This is a genomic window from Alkalinema sp. FACHB-956, from assembly GCF_014697025.1.
GTDB lineage: Bacteria > Cyanobacteriota > Cyanobacteriia > Leptolyngbyales > Leptolyngbyaceae > Alkalinema.
Genome location: NZ_JACJRC010000012.1, coordinates 64,824 through 90,170 on the forward strand (window position 1 = coordinate 64,824; position 25,347 = coordinate 90,170).

Annotated in this window: 16 protein-coding genes; 7 read left to right on the forward strand and 9 right to left on the reverse strand. The window is 49.1% G+C overall.

Annotated elements, in window-relative coordinates; translation table 11 throughout:
- Window positions 1–30: 30 nt before the first annotated feature.
- The 3 genes from H6G21_RS14280 to H6G21_RS14290 all read right to left on the reverse strand — a co-directional run bounded on the left by H6G21_RS14280 (window position 31) and on the right by H6G21_RS14290 (window position 10,190).
- Entirely contained in the window at window positions 31–4,794 is a 4,764-nt protein-coding gene (locus H6G21_RS14280; RefSeq protein ID WP_190574099.1) for a type I polyketide synthase, read from the reverse strand.
- Between the two features lie 97 nt (window positions 4,795–4,891).
- A complete protein-coding gene (locus H6G21_RS14285; RefSeq protein WP_190574100.1) occupies window positions 4,892–8,515 on the reverse strand; it encodes a non-ribosomal peptide synthetase in 3,624 nt (1,207 codons plus the stop codon).
- Between the two features lie 133 nt (window positions 8,516–8,648).
- Window positions 8,649–10,190: a 3-oxoacyl-[acyl-carrier-protein] synthase III C-terminal domain-containing protein gene (locus H6G21_RS14290; protein WP_190574101.1), complete on the reverse strand. Its 1,542-nt coding sequence runs from the start codon at window positions 10,188–10,190 to the stop codon at window positions 8,649–8,651.
- Window positions 10,191–10,576: 386 nt separating this feature from the next.
- On the opposite strand from H6G21_RS14290, the gene H6G21_RS14295 reads away from it, so the two are divergent.
- Entirely contained in the window at window positions 10,577–11,908 is a 1,332-nt protein-coding gene (locus H6G21_RS14295) for an MFS transporter (protein WP_190574102.1), read from the forward strand.
- A 163-nt stretch (window positions 11,909–12,071) separates the two neighbouring features.
- Here the strand turns inward: H6G21_RS14295 and H6G21_RS14300 are convergent, their stop codons facing one another.
- Entirely contained in the window at window positions 12,072–12,512 is a 441-nt protein-coding gene (locus H6G21_RS14300) for a biopolymer transporter ExbD (RefSeq protein ID WP_190574103.1), read from the reverse strand.
- A gap of 23 nt (window positions 12,513–12,535) precedes the next feature.
- A complete protein-coding gene (locus tag H6G21_RS14305) occupies window positions 12,536–13,150 on the reverse strand; it encodes a MotA/TolQ/ExbB proton channel family protein (protein ID WP_242041831.1) in 615 nt (204 codons plus the stop codon).
- A 394-nt stretch (window positions 13,151–13,544) separates the two neighbouring features.
- Between H6G21_RS14305 and H6G21_RS14310 the strand changes: the two genes are divergently transcribed.
- A complete protein-coding gene (locus H6G21_RS14310; RefSeq protein ID WP_242041832.1) occupies window positions 13,545–15,590 on the forward strand; it encodes a TonB-dependent receptor in 2,046 nt (681 codons plus the stop codon).
- A gap of 83 nt (window positions 15,591–15,673) precedes the next feature.
- Here H6G21_RS14310 and H6G21_RS14315 read toward each other — a convergent pair whose 3' ends face one another.
- From H6G21_RS14315 to H6G21_RS14325, 3 genes are all read right to left on the reverse strand, one after another.
- Window positions 15,674–16,078, reverse strand: a complete 405-nt coding sequence (locus tag H6G21_RS14315) for a hypothetical protein (protein WP_190574106.1) — start codon at window positions 16,076–16,078, stop codon at window positions 15,674–15,676.
- A 35-nt stretch (window positions 16,079–16,113) separates the two neighbouring features.
- Window positions 16,114–17,409: an MFS transporter gene (locus H6G21_RS14320; RefSeq protein WP_190574107.1), complete on the reverse strand. Its 1,296-nt coding sequence runs from the start codon at window positions 17,407–17,409 to the stop codon at window positions 16,114–16,116.
- A gap of 249 nt (window positions 17,410–17,658) precedes the next feature.
- Window positions 17,659–18,423 (reverse strand): thioesterase II family protein, encoded by a 765-nt coding sequence (locus H6G21_RS14325; protein WP_190574108.1) that lies wholly within the window; start codon window positions 18,421–18,423, stop codon window positions 17,659–17,661.
- Between the two features lie 414 nt (window positions 18,424–18,837).
- Here H6G21_RS14325 and H6G21_RS14330 point away from each other — a divergent pair, with 414 nt between their 5' ends.
- The 3 genes from H6G21_RS14330 (at window position 18,838) to H6G21_RS14340 (ending at window position 22,137) form a co-directional block, all read left to right on the forward strand.
- Window positions 18,838–19,116 carry an acyl carrier protein gene (locus H6G21_RS14330; RefSeq protein ID WP_347278022.1) on the forward strand — a complete coding sequence of 93 codons (279 nt, stop codon included), beginning with the start codon at window positions 18,838–18,840 and terminating at the stop codon, window positions 19,114–19,116.
- 76 nt (window positions 19,117–19,192) lie between these two features.
- On the forward strand, window positions 19,193–20,749 hold the full coding sequence (locus H6G21_RS14335) for a benzoate-CoA ligase family protein (protein ID WP_190574110.1): 1,557 nt from the start codon (window positions 19,193–19,195) through the stop codon (window positions 20,747–20,749).
- 62 nt (window positions 20,750–20,811) lie between these two features.
- Window positions 20,812–22,137: a salicylate synthase gene (locus H6G21_RS14340; protein ID WP_190574111.1), complete on the forward strand. Its 1,326-nt coding sequence runs from the start codon at window positions 20,812–20,814 to the stop codon at window positions 22,135–22,137.
- Window positions 22,138–22,177: 40 nt separating this feature from the next.
- Here the strand turns inward: H6G21_RS14340 and H6G21_RS14345 are convergent, their stop codons facing one another.
- Entirely contained in the window at window positions 22,178–23,065 is an 888-nt protein-coding gene (locus H6G21_RS14345) for a DUF4351 domain-containing protein (RefSeq protein WP_190574112.1), read from the reverse strand.
- 179 nt (window positions 23,066–23,244) lie between these two features.
- Between H6G21_RS14345 and H6G21_RS14350 the strand changes: the two genes are divergently transcribed.
- Both H6G21_RS14350 and H6G21_RS14355 read left to right on the forward strand, forming a co-directional pair.
- Window positions 23,245–23,892, forward strand: a complete 648-nt coding sequence (locus tag H6G21_RS14350; RefSeq protein WP_190574113.1) for a vWA domain-containing protein — start codon at window positions 23,245–23,247, stop codon at window positions 23,890–23,892.
- Between the two features lie 55 nt (window positions 23,893–23,947).
- On the forward strand, window positions 23,948–24,505 hold the full coding sequence (locus tag H6G21_RS14355) for an N-acetyltransferase (protein WP_199307221.1): 558 nt from the start codon (window positions 23,948–23,950) through the stop codon (window positions 24,503–24,505).
- Window positions 24,506–25,347 lie beyond the last annotated feature (842 nt).

Sequence of the window (25,347 nt, forward strand, 5' to 3'; positions counted from 1 at the left end):
CTCCCTGGATAAATAAGTCATCTCGATCGTCTATTCCCTGGCCAACTGTGCCTGCACCTCTGTCTGGGATAGTTGTTCAATTTCTGCTAAAATCCGGGCCATTGCCTCGGCTTCTGACTCTGTTTCTGGCTCCGGTAGCAACTGTGCTCCAATGACTGCTGCCAAACCTGCCACCGTTGGTGCATCCGAGAGCAACGTGCGCAAAGAAAGTTCAACTCCGTAGCGTTCCCTTAGGCGAGACACTACCCGCACTGCTAGCAAGGAATGGCCACCGAGATCAAAAAAGTTGTCATGGATGCCAATTTGCGCGATTCCTAGCTGTTCCTGCCAGAGTTCTGCAATTTGTTGCTCAAGCTCTGTTGTAGGTGTAATGTACTGTGTTGTTTGTAATGTCCTTGCATAACCTTCTGAAGTTGAGGTCATGCTACTAGTATTTGTGATTGCTTTTAAGTTGCTGGACTCTGCTGGTTTCGGCAGATTATCAGTATTAATCCGACGATTACGATTCTGCTCTAAAACCGTTGCCCAATCTTTGGTCGAAACGATCACTTGGGAGATACCCTGCGTTTGCTGAAGCTGTAATAGACGCTGTAACACCTCCCATCCTTCCTGGGGCGAAATGCCTATTTCCAAGGCGTCTAACCGTTCCTGCCGCAAGCGATCGGGTAAGTTCGCTAAATCAGCCCCCATGCCCACGTCCTGCCAAATATCCCAGTTAATCGAGAGCGTGGGTATTGTTCCCGTAGTGTTATGCCCGTGGGCTACTGCGTCTAGGAAAGCATTAGCAGCGCAGTAGTCCACCTGTCCTAATCCGCCCAGCAACGCACTGTGGGAAGAAAACAACACCAAAAAATCGATGGGTATGAATTGCAAAACTTCCTGGAGAATCTGGGTACCCAGCACCTTGGGAGCCATGACCCGATCGGCCTCAGCTTGGGTCTTCAGTTGGATAATCCCATCTCCCGCTACCCCAGCGGTATGGAATACGCCATGAATCGTGCCAAAGACTTGCTGAGCCTGCTCGATCGCTGTTTGCATTTGGATTCGATCTGTGACATCCGCTGTAATAACCAATACCTTGGCATCCATTAATTCCAGGGTTTGAATTTTGCGAATTTTGCGACTTGTTCTATCCTGCTCATCATGATTCAGTAACCACGTATCCCACTCCGATCGATCAGGAAAAGGCGATCGACTGATGAGAACTAAGCGTGCTTGCACCGTTTTCGCGAGACATTCAGCGATCGTCAAACCGATTCCGCCTAACCCACCCGTCAGTACGTAAACGCCTTGGGTGCGTAATACACTGTTGGGAACAGCCGATTCCACGCGCAGAGACTCGTAGGTGGGCACCCAGCGATACTGCCCCCGGTAGGCAACGATCGGTGCATCACCCCGTAGCTCAGCAGATTGGGAAGCCTGTAGAATGTCCACAATTATGGAATCTGTGAGGGTGTTCATCTGGCTCGCTGCGATGGGAAATTCGAGGTCGATCTCGCGACAGGTGATGTTGGCATATTCCTGGGGAATCACACGGCAAGGCCCCAAAATTGTTGCTTTATCTGGTTCGATCGATTCCGTGCCCGTCACCTCTTGCATATTGCTGGAAACAACCCCGATCGTCACCTCCCCGGCAAAGGAGCTCTGTCCGATCGCTTGAGCTAAAGATAGTAAACTCTGGAAACCTAAAGTTTGAGTATTGGTTAGGGATAGGCTTGGTTCTACTGTCCAACAATGGACAAACAATAATTCTGAAATGACTGGTGAGATTGGATTAGCTGTGGTTTGTAGAATGGCTTGCAATAATAAATCATAGTGATTCTGCGCTTGGGGATTGATCGTGTAGGCATCTAGTTGAGATTGGCTAAATAAGTCTCCTGCAAACACCTCGATGACTCTTTGTCCCTGTTGGCGTAGCCTGCTAGCGATTGTAGTGGCAACGCCCTGGGAATCCATGAATAAAACCCAACTGCACGGTCGATCGGATGCTTTATTTAACGTCTGTGTTAGTGATTGTGTTGATTGCTGAGTCGATCGCTGCCAAGACGGTAAATAGAACCAATCAGCAAGCTCTGGTGTTTTCCGTAAAAGCGCTTGAACCGACTCAGATGAAGATCCTTGGGCGGTCGCAAGAGAAGGAGCGTCAATCCAGTAGCGTTGCCGTTCAAAGGGATAGGTCGGTAAGGGAACTCGGTGGCGGGGTTGCCCTGCATAGAAACTGGCCCAATCGATCGTGATGCCCTGCACCCAAAGCTGACCCACTGTTTGCAAAATAGCCTCGATCTCGGAAGTAGTCTGTTTGGGATGGGGCAGGGAAGAGAAAATCGATCGACCAGGAGCCTGCTGCCGTGCCAAAGTTGCGAGGGTCGTCCCAGGGCCAACTTCCAAAAAGACCGCCGCTGAATTTTTGAGTAACTCGGTGATGCCTGGGGAAAACTGCACCGTCTGCTGTAAATGCTGTGCCCAATATTCCGGATCGATCGCCTGTTCTGCCGTAATCCAAGTGCCGGTGAGATTGGAAATAAAACGCTTGGTGGGTGACTGGAGTGCGATGCGACGTAGCTGTTGGAGGAAGGGGTCGATCGCCCCTGCCATCATGGGAGAATGGAAGGCGTGGGATGTGTTGAGCCGCCGACAATCAATGGCTTGGGCGGTCAATGTGTTCTCTAGGGCCGCAATTTCGTCGATCGAACCCGAGAGAACGCTGAGAGTTGGACTATTGACGGCTGCAAGCACGAGGGTATCGGTTAACCAAGGTTGCAGGTCTGCTGCCGATCGAGAGACCGCCAGCATGGCTCCCATAGGCTGCTGTTGCATCAGACGCCCTCGCATCGAGACTAATTCAAGGGCATCCGATAGAGAAAATACGTCTGCTAAACAGGCTGCAACGTATTCACCAATGCTATGGCCAATCATAGCCTGTGGCTCTACACCCCATGCCATCCACAACTGAGCCAATGCATACTCAATGACGAATAAAGCAGGTTGGGCAATTTCTGTCTGAGTTAATTGATCGGTAGATTGCTCGATCGTCTCAGGGTCAGGGTAAAGAATCGATCGTAGATCTAAGCCAGATTGTACTTGAAGAATCGCAAAACAGCGATCGCAGGCTGTTTGAAACACGGATTCCCGTTCATACAGTTCCCGCGCCATATTGACATGCTGTGCCCCTTGCCCTGGAAACATGAAAATAACGGGATTCTCAACCTGTTCTAATGAATGGATGAAGGATTTTGGAGAACCACTGTTATTGCTCTGAGAATGCAACTGGGAATCTAGTACTGCAATCGCTTCTTCAACGGTTTTAACAACAGTGACCCAACGCTGGTTGAATTGCCAACGCCCTAAATTTAAAGTATAGGCAATATCAGCTAAAGGGCGATCGGGGGTTGCTTGAAGGGATGTTTTTAAATTTTGTAGGGCTGTGTTTAAAGCGGTGGGCGTTTTGGTAGAGAGGGTCAGGACTTGGTAAGGGCGCTCTGATTGGGACGGGGCTTCGTCGATCGTGGGGGGTGAGGCGATCGGGGCTTCCTCCAGCACTACATGGGCATTCGTGCCGCCAAACCCAAAGGAACTCACCCCCGCCCGCCGGGGTGAGCCGTTCGTTGGCCAATCCTGAAGCTGATTGTTCACATAAAATGGACTGTTGGCAAAGTCGATTTGAGGGTTTGGTGCAGCAAAATTGAGACTGGGTGGAATCTGACGATGGTGCAGGGCCAAAACCGTTTTAATAAACCCCGTAATTCCTGCTGCAGCATCCAAATGACCAACATTGGTTTTGACGGAACCGATGGCGCAAAATTGCTGACGATCGGTGCCTAATCGAAACGCTTGGGTCATGGCAGCGACTTCGATCGGATCGCCTAAAGCCGTTCCCGTGCCGTGGGCTTCTAAATAGGTAATCGTCTCAGGTTCTACCTCTGCCATCAGATGGGCCGATCGAATCACCTTGGCTTGGCCTTCCTGGCTCGGTGCTGTGTATCCTACTTTCATCGCACCATCGTTGTTGATTGCTGATCCTTTGACAACAGCATAAACGTGATCTCGATCGGCGATCGCATCTTCCAATCGTTTTAAAACGATAACTCCGATCCCATTTCCGCCCACGGTGCCGTTAGCATTGCAATCGAAGGCGCGACAGTGACCATCGGGAGAGGCAATTTCATCGGGGGATAGCGTCACTTCACTCTGGGGGACTTTTACCGCTACCCCTGCGGCCAAGGCCAGATCACATTCCCCGCTCAGCAGGCTCTGGCAGGCTAAATGCACCGCGACAAGGGAGCTCGAACAGGCTGTGCCAACACTCAGGCTGGGGCCTTTAAGGTTGAGTTTGTAGGAAACCCGCGTGGGCAAGTAGTCTTTATCCACACCGACTAACGTTTGCAGAAATCCACGGGACTCCAGTAATCCCGGCGTGGGACTGAGGTTGTACAGCAGATAGGTGCCCATGCCGACGCCCGCAAAGACCCCGATCGAGCGTTCCTCCTGTTCGGAACTATATCCGGCATTTTCCAAGGCCATCCAAGCCTGTTCTAGGAAGAGTCGGTGCTGGGGATCCATGACTTCTGCTTCCCGAGGAGTGAAGCCAAAGAAGCCTGCATCAAATTGATCAACTCCGGTTAATATGCCTCCTGCACGCACGATTGAATTCTTTGGGTTGTGGGAGGAGAAGGCTGTAACCTGTTCCTGGCCGGTGGCTAAATTCTGCCAAAACTGCTCGATCGTGTCTGCGCCAGGGAACTGGCCAGACAGACCAATCACGGCAATTTCTAAACCTGTTTGCTGAGAATTCATGGTGATTGTTGGTGTAGGAGAGACAATGATCGAGATGGCAATTGAGGCGTTGATGGATAAGTTTGAAGATAGGTCATCCAGCGAGAAAACTGATAACTTACTTTTGCATGAGTTTAGATTTCTCAAACCGTTGCTTCAAACGACTTTTACCCTGTGTGATCTTCTGTATTGATCCTTGCTCTACTTGTTCTATAGATGATTCTACAGATGATTCTACAGATGAGTTTTTTGATGGTTGCGATAGTTGCTCGAATTGTACCTGTAAAATACGCTGAGAGAGTGCTTTCACCGTAGGGTAGCTAAACAAATCCACTAGGGATAGGCTCTGCATCACATCAGGAATTGCTGAACCTAATTTGCTATAGACTGTTGTCAGCATTAGGGAATTTACACCGAGATCGAAGAAGTTATCCTGAATACCGACCCGATCGCAGTCTAGAACGTCCTGGAAAACCTGCGCGATCGCTTGTTCCATCTGGTTTTGGGGCGGTGTATGGGTTGCTTCTCGCTTGTGGAAGAGGGGCGCTTCGGTGGGTAAGGCTTGGCGATCGACCTTGCCATTGGCGGAAAGGGGGAACGCATCCAAAAACATGAATACTGAAGGTACCATGTAATCCGGTAGTTTTGGCTTCAGCCATTGAGTCAGTTCATCCACGGTTGGAACACCAGTAGACGGGATAGCAGAAACTTCAGTCGGAACATCCGCGATCGGTACGATATAAGCTGCTAAGTAAATTGCTGAATCGGTGCTTGAAGAGGCTGCTGGAGCTGGTTTAGCGGGTGATATTGCTTTGACGATCGCGGTTTTCACCCTCGAATGCTGCATTAAAACTGCTTCAATTTCTCCAGCTTCAATGCGATGTCCCCGTAGTTTAATTTGAAAATCCACTCGGCCTAAAAATTCGATCGTTCCATCGGGTAGATATCGTCCCCGATCGCCGGTTCGATAGAGCCGTTCCCCCGTGCGCGGGTGGGTGATAAAACTGGCCTCTGTCTTTTCCCTATCGCGCCAATAACCCTTGGCTAACTGGATTCCTGCGCAGTACATTTGCCCTGCAACCCAGGTGGGACAATCCTCTAAGGCATTATTCAAGATGTAGTATTTTGCATTGGCCATCGGTTTCCCGTAGGGAATACTTTTCCATTGGGGATCAATGTCCTGGATTTCATAGCCGATGTTCCAAATCGTAGTTTCCGTTGGCCCACCGATGCTGAGTAATTGAATCGCTGGTGAGTGCGATCGCAGCCGACTGGGTAAGGATACCGGCCACCAATCACCTCCTAAAATCGCTAGGCGCAAACTAGTGGGTAACTGAGAGACTGCCTGAGGGGGCTGATCCTCTAGAGTATTGAGCAACATTTCCATCATCGGTGGCACAGAATTCCACAGTGTCACCTGTTCCCGCTGGAGTAGCTCTGCCCAATGCTGGGGATCTTTCACTCGATCGGCATCGGGTAACACGATCGCGCCCCCCGCACTGAGTAAACCAAAAATGTCATAGACCGATAGATCATGATTCAGAGCCGTTACAGCTAGAATGCGATCGTGATTGCTAACCTGGAAACGCTGATTTGTATGCACCACCACATTAGTGACATTGCGATGGGTAATCATTACCCCTTTCGGTAAACCTGTAGATCCGGAAGTATAAATGACATAGGCTAGGTCATCGGGACGTTGTACGCTTTCAATCACTTGAGCCTTATCATCAATTGAATCGTGGCTCCATCCCTGTTCCGTATCCAAACTAATTCGCTGAATATCCAATGGCCAATCGATGCGGGAATCCATCCAAGACTGGGTTAATACAATCCTGACTTCACTGTGCTGAAGCAGATAGTGTAACCGTTCCAGGGGGGAATCCGGCGCGATCGGGACATAGGCAGCCCCGGACATCAGAATCCCCATCACGGCCACAATTTGTTCCCAGCCCTTTTCCATAACAATCCCCACCAATTGATTCGGTTGTACTCCCAACTGGCGTAAATGATTGCCTAGGTGAATCGATCGTGCGTAAACTTCACGGTAGGTTAATTTTTTCTGCGAAGCAATCACTGCGATTCGATCGGGCTGTTGGCGAGTCTGTTGAATAAACCATTCGTGGAGTAGTCCATTAAATATAGGGGCCTCCGTTGCATTGCTCGCTGCTCGCTGAGCTAACTGGTTGATGGGGAGTAGCTGGCGGGTGGATGTTGTCCAGAGGGCATCTAACTGCGCTAATTGCTTGAGCAACTGACAATAGGTGCTAAACATGTCTGTAATCATGCCTTCAGGAAACAGCCCTTCCACCACATCCCAGTTAAAGGTCAAAGTTTCTTTTTCTTCCCAGACTTGAACATCCATCCAAGCTTGGGAGGCTTGGCTAATTCCATAGACCAATTCCCCAAAGTGGCTAAAGGTGAGCGTCTCCTGACCCAGTCCCGCAAACCCCAGCGTACTGGTAAAAATCACAGGCATGGCATTGGGCGCTGCACCCTGCCGACGGGTCAGTTCGCGAGTCACGCGCACACCACTAAAGTAGCGGTGTTCTAAATCCTGCCAAAGCTGTTGCTGGATACGAATCGCCCGATCGCGGAAAGAAAGCGCTTGAGATTGATCGATCGCTAACAGTGTGACGGATGTAAAATCACCTAGCAAATGATTGACCTGAGAATGCAGGGGTAAGCGATTAAACAACGCTAAATTTAGCGTAAATTGGGGGTTATGACTCCACAGTGCAATCACTTCCGCAAATGCTGCTAGTAACAATCCTGAAGGCGTTAAACCCGCTTGGGTGGCTTTTTGTTTCAGTTGCTGCCAATCCTGCGGTTCCATTCGGCCATGGTAACGCTGGCAATGGTAGGTTTGTAGTTCCTTGGGATGCTTGGCTAAGGGTAAATCGGGCGCTGGCGGTAAAGCATCCAACCGCTTGAGCCAATAGTCCTGCGATCGCTGGTAAAGTTGCGTCTGGGGGAGGGACTGCTCTGCTAAAACATAATCCCGAAAAGACAGGTCTAAGGGCGTTAACTGTGCCGCTGGATTTTGGTATAGTTGAAACCATTCTTCAAACAGACGGAATAAACTCCAGGCATCAAATACGAGTAAGTCATAGCTGATGTGCAGTCGCACCCGATCGCCCGGTAAACAAGTTGCCCGAAAATCAAACAAAGGCCATTGATCGGCGGGGAGTACCTGGTGGGACATTTCCTGTCGAATGGCTTCCAGTTGTGCAGCGATCGTGGTGGGTTCCTCGTCCTGGAGATCAACCGCTTTCAATGAATATTCCGGAACCTCCCGCAGAATCTGCTGCTGTCCATTGGGGAGAACGATCGCTCGTAACATGTCATGGCGTTTAATTAAGCGTTGTAGGGTGTGATTTAAGCACTGAATATCTAAGCCTGTCCCTTCGATCTCGTAGTAGCCATGGTTGGACACATTCCCTAATTCCAAAATGCCACTGCGCCCGATCCAAAAGGCGTGCTGCATATCCGTTAGCGGAAAGGGTTCATAGCGCGATTCGGGATCTGGGACGATCGTGGGGAGATCATTGCTCTGCTGGTTCGATTGGTGCTGGCGCAGTAATGCCAAAATGTCGGCTTTGGACTGTATTAGTGATCGCCGTAGTTCTTCGGTCAAAGCCCCCTTCGGAGCATCAACTTGGAGCGATTCTCCCACCACTGAAAGCTGAATGCCCTGATGGGAAAGTTGTTGTAAAAGTGAATTTAGACGAGTGTCTTGCATGGTGTTGTTGAATTTCTAGCTAAAATGCTTCGAATAGTTGTTTTAGACTGTTATTAAAACAGTCTTCCAAGCACAAAAATTTAGTTATCAATTATGGATAAAAATACTTCTATAGCACTCTTATAGAAGACTTTTATAGAATCATTACTTCTCGATCGTTGGCTTGACTCAGTTCAGGTTGAATCGCTGGATTTTTGATTAATTCTACAATGGATAGTTGATCCATGAGATATTGGCTTAAATGATCGATTGTCTGTTCACCAAAGAATTTTTCCATGGGTACCCGAACCTGAAAGTCTGTCTCCAATTGGCTGCGCAGCACGATCGCCATCAAAGAATCTAGTAGTGTGGATAATAGGATTGTTCCGTTTAGCTGGTCTGGAGATAATTGTCGGGCTTGGGCCAGCCATTCAATTAAATATATCGTGATGGCGGAGGCTCGATCGGCTAATGATAATGACAAAAGGGACGCTACGCGATCGGATTGATCAGTTGATGTAGTTGATGTAGATGCAGTGGATATAGATGCAGTGGATATAGATGCAGTCGATAGAATTGGCGTCGGTGGACATTCCCGAGTCACCTCTTGTCCTGACTCGGCTGCCAAAGCGACCGCCCCCCATCGCATTACCGTCGCGGCAGCGGTCGCTCCAGCCCCATTGGCATAGATCAACACCAAATCGTTGTCCCGAATTTTTCCAGCCCTTGCCGCATGATCCAAATTAGCCATCGGGAACACCGGGCCAATATTGCCATAGTCGGGATATAGATTCATAACGCGATCGCTCTCCACACCCAACGCCTGGGCAAAGACCTCGGCATACCAAGCGGTTGGCGTATTGATGGCAAATAGCTGAATTTCCTCCAGTCCTACGCCTGCCGCTGCTAGCGCCGCCTGACAGCACTGTTGCATAGTCTCTGCTGCGATTTCTGCTAAACGACTCACGTTGTTCCCGGTGCGGGTCTGAATGCGGGGCTGACCCTGCTCATCCATCCCCCACTCGTGAACATAGGCTCCGGTAGTGGTTGCAGTTGAAAGGATGTACGTCCCTAAAATTCCCTGGGAAGGGGCCACGGGGCTGACCACCCAGGCTCCTGCTCCATCCCCCATTGACCAGGCAAGGGTATCCCGATCGTTGACCGATCGAGATCCAATATGGGAAACGATAATGAGAATGTTATGGTAAATGCCCGTTTGTATGAGTGATTGTGCTGTTTGCAATGCAACTAAGGCGCTAGCGCAGGTGGATTCTAAATTCCAAGCGGGACAGATTAACCCTAAAGACTGGGCTAAACGGGCGGCTGTTCCGGGGCCAACTTCATCGGGAAAGAGAGAAGCCACGATCGCGAGATCAATCTGTTCTGGCTGCAACTCCGCTGCTTGCAATGCTGCCTGTGCTGCTTGGGATTCCAACGCCTGGGAACTCTCCTGCTCCGCCAGCACCCGCCGCGCCACACTGCCGCGAAAGGGATCGGCCAAATAGGGCACGATCGCCTGTAACCAAATTTCCAAACCACTGGGATTTTCTGATAATTCCAAGGGCTGTGGCAGTCTGGTCGATCGCTGCCCAGGAGAAACGAGGTCAGGAAACTTGTCGAGCCAATATTGATTGGTGCGAATCGTGGAGGGAAAGCTGACGGCCAGCGAGCGAATCCCGACTGACGGCATAGTCATAACAGAAGTCTCAATAATTGAACTCTTTTTGAGTAAGATTCTCAAGAAGTGACCTACTAACCCTACCATGGATTTTTTCCTATGAACAAGGCAGGATGAGAAATTTTCTGGCTGGTGGGCCGATCGACTTGGCTAAATCCTTGGAAAAATTAGCTCAGCATAGTGGTAAATTATTTCAATAGCTGTTTGATTGGAAGGTAATCCCAAACGGATTTATCAATGCTACAGATCCGATCCCCCTTAAAAAAGGGGGAATTCGGTCAAATTCTTTCAAAGCTCCCCTTATTTCTAGCGCAGCGGCGCGTCAGCGCGGGGATTTAGAAGGATCGTTATGTTCAGTTAATGACGAAATTCTTGTCTGTCAAATTCTTCTGTAAAATTCGATCGTGCGTAACTTCACTATTTTTTGGAGCGGACAGATGGCTTCTGCCATTGGTACCGCCATGACTCAATTTGCCTTGACGATTTGGATTTGGCAAACCACGCAGGAAAGTACTGCGATCGCGTTGTTGAGTTTTTTCTTCCAAGTTCCGCAAATTCTCATTACCTTATTTGCAGGGTTGATAATCGATCGAGTTAATCGCAAGCGACTCATGATTGTGAGTGACGCGATCGTTGCGCTCTGTACGATTATGATTGCTTTACTGTATGCGACCCATTACTTACAAGTTTGGCATCTTTATACCCTTGCTGTAGTCTATGGCTGCTTTGAGCAATTGCAAACCTTGGCCTATTCCGCTTCCATTTCGCTCATGGTTCCGAAGCAACATTATGCCCGTGCCAGTAGCATTAGTTCCCTGGTGACCTATGGGTCGGCCATTCTAGCGCCTGCTTTGGTCGGTTTTCTCTATCCCACGATCGGGATCTTAGGCATCATGGCGATCGATGTCATTACTTTTACGATGGGCATTGCAGCCGTTTGGATCATCCCCATTCCCCAACCGCCGAAAACTGAAATTCCCCGCGATCGCGCTAGCTTATGGCAGGAACTGTCTTTCGGGTTGAACTACATTTGGGCACGTCCCAGTCTATCCGCGTTGACGGTTCTTTTCTGTGCCTTCCTCCTGACCTATCACATGGGCGAAACGCTCTATCAGCCAATGATTTTAGCCCGGACAGATGGGAATACCCAAATTCTGGGGGCGGTGGTCACGGCTGCGGGTGTTGGCGGGGTGGTTGGGTCGATCGCTCTCGGCTTCTGGGGTGGATTTCAGCGCAGAATTCATGGCGTTTTAGTTGGATTTATGGGTGCAGGTTTGGGGCGGATTTTCCTCGGTGTAGGGCAACGGTATCCCATTTGGTTCGGCTCGCAAGTGTTTTCAGCGCTGAATATTCCCTTGGCCTTTGGTTCCAGTTATGCCATTTGGTATGCCAAGGTGGAGCCGGAAGTGCAGGGTCGAGTTTTAGCCTCGGCCCATATGTTGGGCTTGATCGTCGGTGCGATCGCGACGTTGATTGCGGGGCCACTGGCCGATCGTGTTTTTGAACCGATGATGCATTCGGGCAGTTGGCTGGCCCAAGGGTTCACGCCCCTAGTTGGTTCAGGCTCAGGTTCAGGCATTGCAGTCCTATTCTTGCTGACCGCGATCGGAATGGTTGCTGTGGGTGTTAGTGGATATGTGTTTCCCTGTATTCGCAATGCGGAAGATTTACTACCCGATTACGATCACCATCATGATCAAGATTCTGATGATACTGTTCCTCCCTTATCGATCTAACTCGCATTTGAACAGGCGATCGTGGGTTTAAAGGAAGCAACATAGCTCTATTTAGAGACTTTTCCCTGGCCTGAAACCTCTCCAATTTTATGACTTAAAAGCCTCCAAGTGGTCACTACCAACCATTTAGAGGCTTCATCCTACTAGTGATGCGATAGTAAGCTTATGGAGCGTCTGCTTCCACAGGAGCCGTCTCCTTCTTGGTGGAAATGGCTACCCTCACGCCCGGTACCTGACGAACTTTATCCAGGACTTCCACCGCAGCCCCATAATTAATGGCCCGATCGGCATTGAGAATAACGACTAAGGGTTGATCCGGTTGCTGTCGCTTTTGGATCGAGTCAGCCACTTGATCTGCTTGAATCGGTTGTCTATCCAGAAATAGATTCCCCTGTTCATTAATGGTCAAAGTCACCCGATTATTATTGAGTTGTGTCTGGGAATTTTTTGCTTTAGGGAGATTGACGGATAGCGTTTCCAAGCGAGTTAGAAATAGCGTAGACATAATGAAAAACGCCAAGATTGAAAATGTCACATCAATCATCGGCACAATATTAATTTGAGTGGGTTGTTCCGGTTCGGCGATCGCGCGGCGGCGGGGCATAGTAACTCTCCTGGCATTGTCAATTAGGAGCGAGATTCAGTGGGGTTAAACGTAAACGCTTTTTGGCGACGGCGATACAGGAGTTCAATTTCTGCAACGTTTTCTTGAATCAGGGCGAGTTGCCGAGTATAGAAACTGCGGAAAATGCTCGCTACCGCAAAGGCCGCGATCGCTACAATCAACCCAAAGGCCGTCGTAATTAAAGCCACACTAATCCCAGAGGTCACCCCAACGGCTTTGCTCCCGTCTACGCCCCCCAAGGTCAAGTTGGAGAAAGATTGCATCAATCCCGTCACCGTGCCTAACAATCCCAATAAAGGAGATAGACCCACAATCAGATCAAAAAAATCATTAAACCGCTTCAGGATCGGAATTTCTGCCTGAATTGCGCCATCGATCGCCAGCGCAAATTCGTCAGAGTCTGCATCTTCGAGGGAGAGCGCTTCATGGAAAATCCGGGGAATGGGCAAGTTTAAATGCCGACTCAGTTTTTCGATCGCTAAACTGGGGTCGCTACGATACAAACTAATGACTTGCCGGACAATGGCATTTTGAGTTTTGAGCAACCGCGACCAAAAGAGCGATCGCTCAATCACCATGGCGACCGTTGCAATTGAAAACAATAACAGTGGCCACATGACTGGCCCCCCTGCCAAAAATAAATCCTTTAACGACACAAGCTCACCTCATCTCCATAAGTTATAACTGAGAAGCTTACCTGACCGGTCTCAACTCCAAATAACCTCAGTTAATCTCAAATACACATAAAAAACAAATTGACAGTCATGACGTGCGATAGCCACCAGTGATTATGACTTTCAAGATTGTTTGGTCTAAGATTCAGATCAATATACCACGATCTATTAATGCTAAAGTATTTCAATAAAAGTTTTGCAAGGGTGACAAATTGGTTTGGTGTGGGGATCAAACTCAGCCTTACAAATAACGACAGGCTGTCTTTTGACAAATTGAATGTTTTGCAACAGGTTGAGATTGAGGAGCATTCATCTGTCATTAAGATTGGTTAGAACGATGGTGAGAAAGACTGAGTTGGGGTGTGAGAGAAAACATAGTGGACATGGTCTTAAGTTAGCCTCTGAAAGGTCAGGCTGGATTTCTATAATTGGGTGGGTCAGTACCTGCACGATCGTATCTGGGCTGGGGTTATCCCCCAAGATTGCCCAAGCGCAGGAGCTAGACCCAGCCTCACCGGACGAAGAAGAAATTACGATTACAGGGGTGAAAGAAGAACTTCCCCAGGCCACCCCGACCTATCGTGTCGATCAAACGGAAATCAATAAACAAGGGGCTAATAGCGTTGCAGAGAGCCTGCGAGGACTGCCGGGATTTGCCATTAACGACGTGGGATTTGGCGCAGATATTCACACCGGAACCTATTATCGAGGGGCTTCGATCAACCAATCTGTGTTTCTGCTCAATGGTCGATCGATTACGACGAACGTCAACACCTATCACGGCAATATTGACTTGAATAGTTTGCCCGTGGAATCGATCGATCGCATTGAAGTATCCAGCGGCAGTAGCGCAACGCTCTATGGCTCAGAAGCCTTTGGGGGCGTGGTTAATATTTTTACTAAGCCCGGTAGCCAGACGCCTAAATTCAACGGTCTTGTGCAGTTGGGAGCCTACGGGCAGGAAAATTATCGCGGCAGTTACACCGGCTCCTTTGGTGATGTGGACTACGCCTTGGGCTATGAGCAGTTCCAATCTACCAGCGACTATCCTGTCCCCAGAGGTGCGGCCAACCGAGGCCCCGATGGCAATTTATTCAATGGCGACAGTGCCACCAGTAGCTACTACGGTCGCTTTGCTTGGGCGATCGATCCTCGCAATACGCTCACCTTGGATGGCACCAAAATCACTAGCCGCAAGGGTTTACTGTACTTTGGGTTTCCGCTCCAGCGCGATCGCTTGAACCATGATGCGTTTAACACCGGGCTGAATTGGCGATCGCAATTAGCAGCGGGATCGGTATTAAATGCCTCCGTAGGCTTTAACAAAGACTACTTTCATACCTTTGGGCCAACGGCCAATGTCTTTTTCCGCCAAGGCCGTTTAAGCTCCAGTAGTTTAAATTTCCGGCTTGATCATGATTGGCAATTGACTCGATCGGCGCAACTGCGCTGGGGGTTAGATGCCAAAACGGCTTACCTCACGTCAGAAACGACCAGCAATAATCCTGCTGTTAATCAATTTAACGAAGTCGTGGAAACCTCGCGGTTTACGCCTGCGCTGTTTGCTTTGGGCACGTTGCAACTCACCCCTACGCTACGCACGGAACTGGGTCTGCGCCAAAACTTTAGTGGGGATTTTGGTAGTTCCCTGAATCCCAGTGTGGGCTTAAATTGGTTGCCTAACCGCACGATCGGGTTGCGGGGCAGTTGGGTGTCGGTGCGCCGCTTACCGGGTTTAGATCAGCAATTTGCCTACGATACTGTGCATAACTGGTTCCCCAATGAAAATTTGCAACCGGAGTCGGGATCATCCTGGACTGCGGGAATTGATTTCAAACCGAGTCCCCAATGGGCTGGCCAGGTGACCTATTTCGGCAGTGCACTGAGCGATCGGATTGCCATTCAAGCCACCCCCCGCAATGGCCGCACCATTTCCCAATGGCAAAATATCGGTAAAGTGAATACCCATGGATTGGAACTCGCGTTGCAATACCAGCTATCCCCTCAATGGAAAACTTTTCTCAATTACACCTATACGGATGCTCGAATCGGCTCTGGGGTAGAAAAAGGATTGCAATTGGCTCAGGTGCCATTTTCTGTGGGGCAATTCGGCATTGGCTATGAGCATCAGGGTTGGCAGATTAATTTATATGCCAATTACTTCAGCGGGGCACGGCGAGCCATTTTTGTGAATCCGGGTGAGAGTCCGCGTGATTTTTCACCTTCATGGCTGAATGTCGATCTCAGCGCTCGCATTCCCATTACCCGTCGGTTGGGCCTGCTGCTCTATTTAGAAAATCTAGGCGGTCGCACCTACGAGAAAGTCAATCGTCTCTATCAACCGGGTACCACGATTCGCATTGGCCTGAACTCTGAGTTTTAGTCGCTCTGGGGCTAGCTCTGGACTTGTCTCTGGGGCTCGCTCTGGACTTGTCTCTGGAGCTAGCTTTGGGTCTATGCTTACCGCTATAATTGCTGTCGCAACCACTGCTCTGCTGTCGATCTCGTTGCACAAGCCTGTCCTGGGCAGCCATAGATCGCCGTAATGGTTTTGGGGATAGCCCGTTGCTTTTGGGCGAATTCCGCTGCGTCTTCGATGAGCAACACCATGCCCACACAATGCTGGGCAATCCGGTCTTTATTCTGTTTGCCCCACTGCACGATCGCGCGATGGACTGCTTGATGCACAGTTTCATCTTCGATCGTGGCCTGGGTGGGATCGCTGACCTGGGCCAAGAGCACGCCAAATGGGGTTTTGCGCCCCAGCCATTGATCAAACTGGGTTAAATATTGCTCCACATCTGCAAGGCTGATCGCATTGATAAACTGGACAGCCACGATCGGAAACTTAGAATCTTGAATGATAATCATGGGTTAACTTCCTGATCGATTCAATTGCAGTGAATTTAAACCCGTGATGATTTACTTGCCACAGAGGTATCAACGGGAGTATGACACTGAAAACTATGGGGAATGAGTAAAAGACACAGCCCTACGATCGCCGAACTTAAAAGAAAGACTCCAATATACCCGATGCCACTGACCAACAGGCCACCGACAACCCGTGCGGGAATGCTACCTAGGGTAATAAATGATGCTTGAATGGCGTAATCAGTAGCAGCACTGGCAGGATAGCTTTTATCCATCATCACCGTAAAGGCATTGGTCACCACCACGCCAAGGGCGAGGGAAGTCAATACGGTAAGGCTCACCAGAATGGGTAACTGAACCCAACCTAATGCAGGGGCAATATAGGACAGAATACTGAATGCGGCTAGACTAAAGGCCCAACGTAGCGATCTCTGGCGACCAACCTGGGCAATGATGCCACTGGCAATCAGTGAACCTAAGATGTTGGTTCCTGTAGACAATACTTCTAACCATCCAACATTTTCTAAGGAAATATTCAAATCCACTAAAAGAAGATCGAATAGGTAAGCGGAAAGAACATAGCCAAAGTTAAATAGTAGCAAAATGGTCAGCCACACTTTCATCCTAGGCCGTTGGCAAAAATCCAGAAAGATTTTGAAGTAATCAAGCATTCCCTGGAAAGGTGGCGATCGACGATCGCGCTTAGACAAAAGGGGGGCTGTGATTGGGGCAACGATTGGGGGTTTGGGGCTTTCCCGATGAAATAAAACCGGCAGGAGTGCAAGCAGCATGAGACTAGACAAAATCAGTAAGCTATTCTGCCAGCCTAAATGGTTCAGCAAAATCAGCATACCACCCCCACCAATCATGCTACCCAGCGAAACCCCAATACATTGAATCGCATTCCCAAAACCGCGTTCTTGGGGTTCTAGGAGCCCCAGGGCGAGGGCATCGGTGGCAATATCCTGGCTAGCGCAGCCGATCGCAATCACTAACATCCCAGCTAGCAAGAGAGGCAAGCTGGTCTCAAGATTGATCAAGCTGCATCCAGCCGTCACGATTGCCACTAAACTCTGGAGCATAATGATCCAAAATCGATAATGGCCCAACGCTGGAATGCTATAGCGATCGATTAAAGGTGACCAGAGAAACTTGAAGGTAATCGGTAAAATCAGCAGAGAAATCAACCCGATCGCGGTTAGTGACAAGCCTTCCTGCCGTAACATGACGGGCAATGCTTTCCCTAGGAAAATAAATGGCAATGATTGCGACAGATATAAGCTGCCCAACAACCCATACTTCTTGAAACTTGAATATTTTTGGAGAACCACAGAATTGACTCGGGTAACAACGCCATTGAGCTATCTGATTTTGAGAGATGTGATCTTGGAGAACTTGGAAGTTTCTGTTTAAAGCCTCGTCATTAATGGAGTATTCAATGAGAATTTAATCATAAAGATTCTCATTTAGAGTAGCGCGATCGCGTGTTGTTTTGAAAGAGTCAGCCGCAAATTTTGGGTATCCGGGTGGCCAAGTGGCGATGGCATTTAGGGGAAAAGATCGCTAGACCTGTCTATTTATCAGGCTTTCAGGGTTGGGCTGAGGATCTGGCGAATCAAGGTGAGTAACTGGGATTGGGCGGAATGGAGAAAAAAGTGATCCCCTGGCAAGAGTTCTAAACGAAAGGATTGCTGGGTCTGAACTCGCCAAGCTTGCAATCCTGCTAGGCTTGTTTCGGGATCGTCCCAACCGCCGAAAACCGTGATGGGACAATCCAAGGGAGGCTCTGGGGTGTAAACACTGGTTTCGACCACCGAAAAATCAGCTCGCAGGGTTGGCAGTAGTAATTGCATTAATTCTGGATGTTCCAAAATTGCCTGGGGCGTGCCATTGAGCCGATGCAGTGCTGCGAGGAACTCGGGTTCCGGTAGGTTGTAGCGCAGGGGCATCGTGGCGGCAATCTGGGGAGCCTGTCGCCCAGAAATCAATAGGTGGGCGGGCGATCGCGCCCCCTGCCGCCGCAACCACCGCGCTAATTCAAATCCAATTAGCCCTCCCATGCTATGCCCAAAGAGGATAAAAGGCCGATCGAAGGTGGGTAACAAAGCTTCACCAATTGCTTGTACCAAGGGTTGCAGTTGATCGAAAGCAGGTTCCTGTAGGCGCAATCCCCGTCCGGGTAACTCGATCGGGCAGACTTCGATCGTCGTCGGGAGTTGGTTAACCCACGATCGAAAATTGAGGGCACTTCCCCCCGCATAGGGCAAGCAAAAAAGCCGTAAAGGGGCCTGGGGATTGGGTAAGGGACAAGTGAACCAAGGATTAGTCGTTGAGATTGTTGTCATTAGTGGATGATTTGTTGATTCCGAAATAAACCCGGCAAGAGAAGATTCGAGAATTCTTGCCAAAAGTGAAGTTTATGTAATAAGCTCTTTGTAAGTTATCAGAAATTATTCTCAATTAACTAGAAAAAGTTGCCTCAGAAAATTGGGCGAGCTTAAGACTGACCTAATCAGGCTGATCTAACCAGATTGATCTAATCAGACTGACTTCAGTTGTGCCTTGTTTGACACATATTTTGAAGGCGTAGTCTACCGACATCCCCTAATGCATCAAATCTAAATCACTACAAATCTAAATCTAGCTAGATCTAGATATTGTATTAAGCTTGCATGATTGAACAATCTGGCAAAGCAGCGTTGATTTTTTAGGAGCTTTTGGGAGAGAGCAGAACAGTGCTAGAACCAGGATTAGAACCAGTGGTAGAACAAGTTAAAGAAATTTTTGCTGAGTTAGGTATTGCGGACGACGTACAGGAAGATACCTTACTTCAAGCCCACCTTGGCTTAGATTCTGTGGAAACGGTGCGGCTGGCGTTGGAATTGAAACGTAGGCTGGGAATTGAAGTGAAATTGGGCAGTCGGCAGGATGTTACGGTGGGAACCCTGTGCCGAATGGCGACGATCGCGACTTCAAATGTTCAATCAGGTGTTCAATCAGGTGTTCAATCAGGATCTTCATCAGACACAGGATCTTAATCAGAGGTGCTACAGAAGTGCCATCAACAACCAGCCAACCATCGTACAGGATTAGTGAACTTTACCAGGAAAGGGAATGGAGAGTCCTTCAGCCAGCTTACCCAAGACATTCAATGTAGCAGCGCATTTTCTTGAACTGAATTTAGCGAAAAATCGAGCTGATAAGGTGGCGTTTTACGCTCGGGATGCTGCCTATACCTATGGACAGGTACACCAAGCAGCGCGTCGATCGGCGAGGCTGTTGAGTAACCTAGGATTGGAACGAGAGCAACGGCTTGCAATTTTGTTACCGGATACGCCAGAATTTGTCTTTGCATTTTGGGGAGCAATTTGGGCGGGGATTATTCCCATTCCCATGAATACTGCCTGTAGCGTTGCTGAGATTCAATATATCCTGCAAAATTCCCGTGCTAAAGTCTTGCTGACCACGCAGGCTTGGCAAACGACACTGTCTCCCCTGCAATCCCCTAGCCTCCAGCATGTGCTGACCGTCGATGGGGTGCAATCCTTTATGACGCAACTGGAGCAACAGGATAACTCCCTGGCGTGGGTAGAAACCGATCGGGAAGAACCGGCCTTTTGGCTATACACCTCTGGCAGCACCGGACATCCCAAAGGGGTGGTGCATCTGCATCAGAGTATGGTGATTTGTGCCGACGCCTATGGCAAAGCGGTATTGAACTTACGGGAGGACGATATTGTCTATTCCGTTGCGAAAATGCCCTTTGCCTATGGTTTGGGCAATACACTCTATATGACCATGGCTGTGGGAGCATCCTCTGTTCTGTCTGATGCAGTTAATGCTTTTGATGTGATTGCGGATATTCACACCTATCGCCCAACGGTGTTCTTTGGGATTCCGGGGGTGTACGCGGGAATATTGGCCCTGCATGACTTGGAACCCCTTGACCCAGCCTCGCTACGGCTGTGTGTGTCCGCTGCCGAACAACTTCCCAAAACCCTCTGGTCGCAATGGCGCGATCGCTATGGGCTGGAAATTTGTGAAGGTATTGGTACCACAGAATTGCTGCATATTTTTCTATCTAATCGGCCTGGGGAATGTCGTCCTGGCAGTTCAGGGCGTCCGATTCCGGGGTATGACGTGCAGGTTGTCGATGCCCAGGGATTGCCCACTGCACCTGGGGAGATCGGAGCTTTGCAAGTAACGGGCGAGAGTTTGATGTTGGGCTACTGGAATCGGCTGCAAGCGACCCGTGAGGCATTGTACGGCTTCACCATGCGGACGGGGGATCAATATCTCAGGGACGCAGATGGCTATTTCTGGTTTATGGGGCGCAATAATGACTTTTTCAAGGTCAATGGGATGTGGGTATCGCCCTTTGAAATTGAAGATGTGTTGCTCCAGCATGAAGGCGTTTTAGATGCGGCGATCGTGCCGGAATTTGCCACCGATGAAACGCTAACTCAGATTACAGCCTATGTCAGCCTCAAAGTAGGGTTTCAAGCGTCGCCTCGCCTGGAAAAAAATCTTTGCCAATGGGTCAAGACCCACCTGCCCCATTTCAAAGCACCCCGCAGGATTCATTTTCTCGATCAGCTTCCCCGCACATCTACCGGCAAAGTGAATCGCAAGGTATTAAGTCGGAAAGCTTTAAGTCAGCACCCAACCTGATCCCAGACGCAATTCTTTTCCCTAAAAAACGTATTTAGTTTGATTTATTGAGGGGTTTTGTTATGTTTCAAGTTGCTAGTCCTACGATCGTCTACCACGAATTGTTTGTTCCGGTTCAAAAAAATGCTCAATCGCTCCTCCAAAACCTCTTAGATATTGGCCTCTTTTCTGATTACGTTCTCTATCACAGCGATCGCGAAGTTCGGATTGCGGGAAATGCTCTCTGCAGCATTACAGTAGGTACTGATACTGTGATGGTTAATCTGATGGGAGAGCGACAAACTCAGTCGATTTCTACCGATCCATTCAAACAGGTGGAGGCGATTCTAGCAATGTTGCCTGTGGAAGATTGGACAGCCTATGGCTATGTGGGTTTTGACATGGCTCGGTTTTACTCTTCCTACCAGAAAGCGATTCAGCAGCCGTTGCTCCATCTGCTGATCCCAGAAACGGAATTGCATTTAACGCCTAAGGGGGTGCATATCCGCAGTGTGAAGTCTCTGACTAAAATTCTGGAAGCGCTGTCGATCGAGGTTCCCCTACGGCAATATACAGCCACGCCCCCAACGGTAGATTTTAGCGATCGGGCACAATACCAAACCCAAGTGAGCCAACTGATTGAAGCCATCCAAGCGGGGCATTTACACAAGGCTATTTTGTCGCGATCGGTGACGGTTGCCGGAGAAATGGATGTCTTGGGAACCTATTGCTTAGGGTATGAGAGCAATAATTCTGCCCGTTCCTACTGCTTCCGATTGGACGATGTGAGTGCTGTCGGGTTTAGTCCAGAAATTCTGATGACGGTCGATCGCAATAACGTTGTCATTACCAATCCCTTAGCGGGAACCCGTCCCCGTGCAACGGATTTGGCGGAAGATGAGCAGCTCTACCAAGAACTGTTCACCGATGCGAAGGAAGTGAAAGAACATGCATTGTCCATTTGGTTAGCCCAGGACGAAATTTCGCAGTTTTGTGATCTGGATACGGTGCGAGTGTTTGATTTTATGCAAGTCAAGCAATATCGCTGTGTGCAGCATTTGTCTTCGCGGGTGGGCGGACAATTACGCGATGACAAAACCCTCTGGGATGCGTTGAAAGTCCTGTTCCCTGGAATTACGGTGTCTGGCATTGATAAACAAAGTGCCCTGGAATGGATCGATCGCCTGGAAACGGAGCCACGCGGGATTTATGCAGGGGGCATTGGTTGGGTGAATAGCCAAGGTCTGGCTGATTTTGCGATCGCGATTCGATCGGTATACCAGTACGGCGATCTAATTCACTTCAACGCGGGGGCGGGCATTGTTGCGGAGTCTGTTCCGCACAATGAGTATGTTGAATCGGTGAACAAGATGAATACCATGCTCACTAATTTGGTTTTGAAAGCTTAAGGCGCAAATTCAGTGTTGATTGCAGCGGATTAGGCTGGGTTTAGTGAGCAGGAGGCTGGGTTTGGAGCCAGGTTTCTAGGTCGTTGGCTTGGGCGAAGTCGAGAAGGGCTTCGCTGAGGTCTTCAATGGTGGCTAAGGGAAGGTCTGCAATGCGCGATCGGGTGGATTCGTCGAGTTCACCAAAGCGTCGGGTCAGTTGCCGCAGGACGAGGGCAATGCCTTCGGCTCGGCGGCCTTCCTCAAGCCCTTGTTGTAGCCCTTGTTGTAGCCCTTGTTGGCGGCCTTCCTGTAGCCCTTCTTGCAGGATTTCTTGATAAATGACGGATTCACGCATAAGGCTCTCCCGAAAGATTTGTTGAATGAGGGGTTGACGGAATTTTAGTCCTGCGAGGATTTGGGTGTAGCTGGAGACTTCTTGTCGTTGTTGAGTTGATTCTATCCTATTGATTTGCTGGGCGATGCTGGTAAGGAGTTGTTCTGGATTCGTGGTAGCGGCGAGGGGCGCGAGGGGGAGGAGGGCGATGTCGTTGAGGAGTGGGGTGGGATCTTGTTCCCATAGGCAGACGACTTGGTATTGGTGGCGGGTGTTTTCGAGTTCGAAGGTGTCGGCGATCGGGGTGCCGGGTGGGGGTGGGAGGAGGCAAACGAGGATTTGGGTGATGGGGAGGCGATAGAGGCGATGGAGTCTGACCCAGTAGTCCAACATGCGGAGGGGCAGGGGTGGGTCGGAGTCGAGTTTGACTTGGAATTCGAGGTGGAGAATGCGGTCTTGGGTTTGCAGGAAGGTGATGGAGTCTGCGCGGATGGGTTCGATGCTGAGTTCAGTTTTGAGGACTTTGAGGGGAGTGACGGGTTGGCCAAGAAGCCAGGTGGCGAAGCGATCGGGGTATTTTTCGGAGAGGAGTTTGCAGAGGTTGTCGAAGGCCATGGCGGGCAGGAGGAACTGAATAGAGCTATTGTACTATGTCAGTTCAAGCCGGGTATTTTTCTTAGAATGCGGACAGCTGTTGTACAAGATTGTAGTACAAGATTGTAGTACAAGATTTTTGCATAACTTCGCTTTGAGTGTCTATAACAGTGTCTATACTCCTCACCATAGGTCCGCCGATGAAACCCCACTACACCGATATCAACATCGTTCTCGATCGCTCCGGTTCCATGCAAAGTATCAAAGCGGACACGATCGGGGGCTTTAATGCTTTTCTGGAGCAGCAAAAACAAGTTCCGGGGCAAGCCACCATTACCCTGGCGCAGTTTGATGATGTGTATGAAGTGGTCTATCGGGCGATTCCGCTGTACCAAGCCCCTGAACTGAACGATCAAACCTTTGTTCCCCGGAGCTCGACTGCGCTGCTAGACGCGATCGGGCGCACGATCAACGAAACGGGTAGCCGCTTGGCAGCCATGGCAGAGTCAGATCGGCCTAGCCATGTGATTTTCGTGATCCTGACCGATGGCGAAGAAAACGCCAGCCAGCAATTTTCTGCGCTGCAAATCAACCAAATGATTCGGCACCAAAGTGATGTTTACAACTGGGAATTTGTTTTCCTCGGGGCTAACCAAGACGCCATTACCACGGCTAGTAATTTGGGAATGAAAGCAGATCAAGCCATCACCTATGCTGCGAGTCCCGCCGGAACCCAAGCTGCATTTAAGGCGATGTCCCGCAATATGGCGCGGTTTCGGGAGGGGGATTTCGAAGCGTTGGCCTTCAGTGATGCCGATCGCGAAGAACAGCAGGACGCGGGCTTGTGAGTAAGTTCGGCTGATCTACGATCGAACCTTGTAAGCTGAGGAAAGTATTAATTCCATGAATGCTATGAAGATTCGCGCAGAGCAGCCTGACGACTATGCAGCCATTCGCCAAGTGAATGAGTTAGCCTTTGGTCGATCGCAGGAAGCGGATTTGGTGGAGGCATTGCGGGATAGCAATCTGGATATGATTTCCTTGGTGGCAATTGCTCCGGTTGCAGATCCCGAACCACTGGACGTTGGGGCGATCGTCGGGCATCTTTTGTTCAGTCCAGTGACCATTACTCCAACGATCTCCCCACCGCTGGTTAATCCCATCAAAATTGCAGGTTTGGGGCCGATCGCCGTTCTGCCAGCGTTGCAACGCCGAGGCATTGGCTCCCAATTAATCCAGGCTGGCTTGGAGCAATGTCGCCAGCAGGGGTATGACGCGATCGTGGTATTGGGAAATCCGCAGTTTTATCAGCGCTTTGGCTTTGCTACTGCAAGCTTGAAGCATTTGCAATGTGAGTATGAGGTTCCAGAAGAGGTCTTCATGGTTGTGGAACTTCAGCCCAATAGCCTTGCAGCCTGTTCCGGAATGATTAGATATGCACCCGCGTTTGCTAATGTATAAAGGAATGGTTTGAGTGATCGTCGCTACAGAAATATATCAAGTCGATCGTGCCATCCAATGTTTTTCAGTTGTATAACTATCAAGTAATTAAGTGTCGGTTGATCTGATTATTCAACTATCAAGAATTAATAACTCAATTAAGAATTAAGAATTGAAAAAAGCAGTTTAATTCTTAACAACCGATGTGGTTAAAAGAATTTTGAAGAAGCATTAAGCTTTATCTTAATTTCCCGAAAATCCAAGAAGTCAGTACTAGTATCTTGTATGTAAAGTACGGGCCTTGACAAGCTATTAATTGTGATGCAGTGTTCTATTAGCTAATGCTGATGGATGCTCACCAGTGAGTCTAAACGTGAAAGCTCAAAAGTCCACAGATAAGGAGATGTGGTCAAGGACTGGGGTTGAGATTAGGCTGCAATCAAGATTGGAAATCAAATTTGAATAAAAAGGATTGAGAAACTGCAAAACAAACGATTTTAGGATAATTTTCCTGCTTTTTTGCCTTTTTAGGCTGTTGGCTTTGAGGACATTTTAAAGTGCCTTGAAGGTGTCTATTCTATTCCCTCAAATCTCTAATGTTGAAAAACGTTCGATCGTTTTCTCTTGTATTTAGTTCCTAGGAAGAGGATCAAAGTAGCATTTGATACGCTAAAGCTTCTCTTTGATACTGAGCCTACAGAGAAATAGAAAAGAACTCTGTTTGCTGCGGATGATTAGCTCCACGGTTTGCTACGGTTTGCTTTTGTTGAGTTTTGTTTTACTACGGTTTGTTTTACTACAGTTTGCTTTTGCTACGGTTCTCTATGGTTTGCCTAAGTGAATCACTAATTTGAGTGTTGGCT

What these genes read in the sequence shown, in the direction of transcription:
- H6G21_RS14280 (WP_190574099.1), bottom strand. Translation starts at nt 4,794, where the DNA reads ATGAATTCTCAGCAAACAGGTTTAGAAATTGCCGTGATTGGTCTGTCT.
- H6G21_RS14285 (WP_190574100.1), bottom strand. Translation starts at nt 8,515, where the DNA reads ATGCAAGACACTCGTCTAAATTCACTTTTACAACAACTTTCCCATCAG.
- H6G21_RS14290 (WP_190574101.1), bottom strand. Translation starts at nt 10,190, where the DNA reads ATGACTATGCCGTCAGTCGGGATTCGCTCGCTGGCCGTCAGCTTTCCC.
- H6G21_RS14300 (WP_190574103.1), bottom strand. Translation starts at nt 12,512, where the DNA reads ATGCCCCGCCGCCGCGCGATCGCCGAACCGGAACAACCCACTCAAATT.
- H6G21_RS14305 (WP_242041831.1), bottom strand. Translation starts at nt 13,150, where the DNA reads ATGTGGCCACTGTTATTGTTTTCAATTGCAACGGTCGCCATGGTGATT.
- H6G21_RS14310 (WP_242041832.1), top strand. Translation starts at nt 13,545, where the DNA reads ATGGTGAGAAAGACTGAGTTGGGGTGTGAGAGAAAACATAGTGGACAT.
- H6G21_RS14315 (WP_190574106.1), bottom strand. Translation starts at nt 16,078, where the DNA reads ATGATTATCATTCAAGATTCTAAGTTTCCGATCGTGGCTGTCCAGTTT.
- H6G21_RS14325 (WP_190574108.1), bottom strand. Translation starts at nt 18,423, where the DNA reads ATGACAACAATCTCAACGACTAATCCTTGGTTCACTTGTCCCTTACCC.
- H6G21_RS14335 (WP_190574110.1), top strand. Translation starts at nt 19,193, where the DNA reads ATGGAGAGTCCTTCAGCCAGCTTACCCAAGACATTCAATGTAGCAGCG.
- H6G21_RS14340 (WP_190574111.1), top strand. Translation starts at nt 20,812, where the DNA reads ATGTTTCAAGTTGCTAGTCCTACGATCGTCTACCACGAATTGTTTGTT.
- H6G21_RS14345 (WP_190574112.1), bottom strand. Translation starts at nt 23,065, where the DNA reads ATGGCCTTCGACAACCTCTGCAAACTCCTCTCCGAAAAATACCCCGAT.
- H6G21_RS14350 (WP_190574113.1), top strand. Translation starts at nt 23,245, where the DNA reads ATGAAACCCCACTACACCGATATCAACATCGTTCTCGATCGCTCCGGT.
- H6G21_RS14355 (WP_199307221.1), top strand. Translation starts at nt 23,948, where the DNA reads ATGAATGCTATGAAGATTCGCGCAGAGCAGCCTGACGACTATGCAGCC.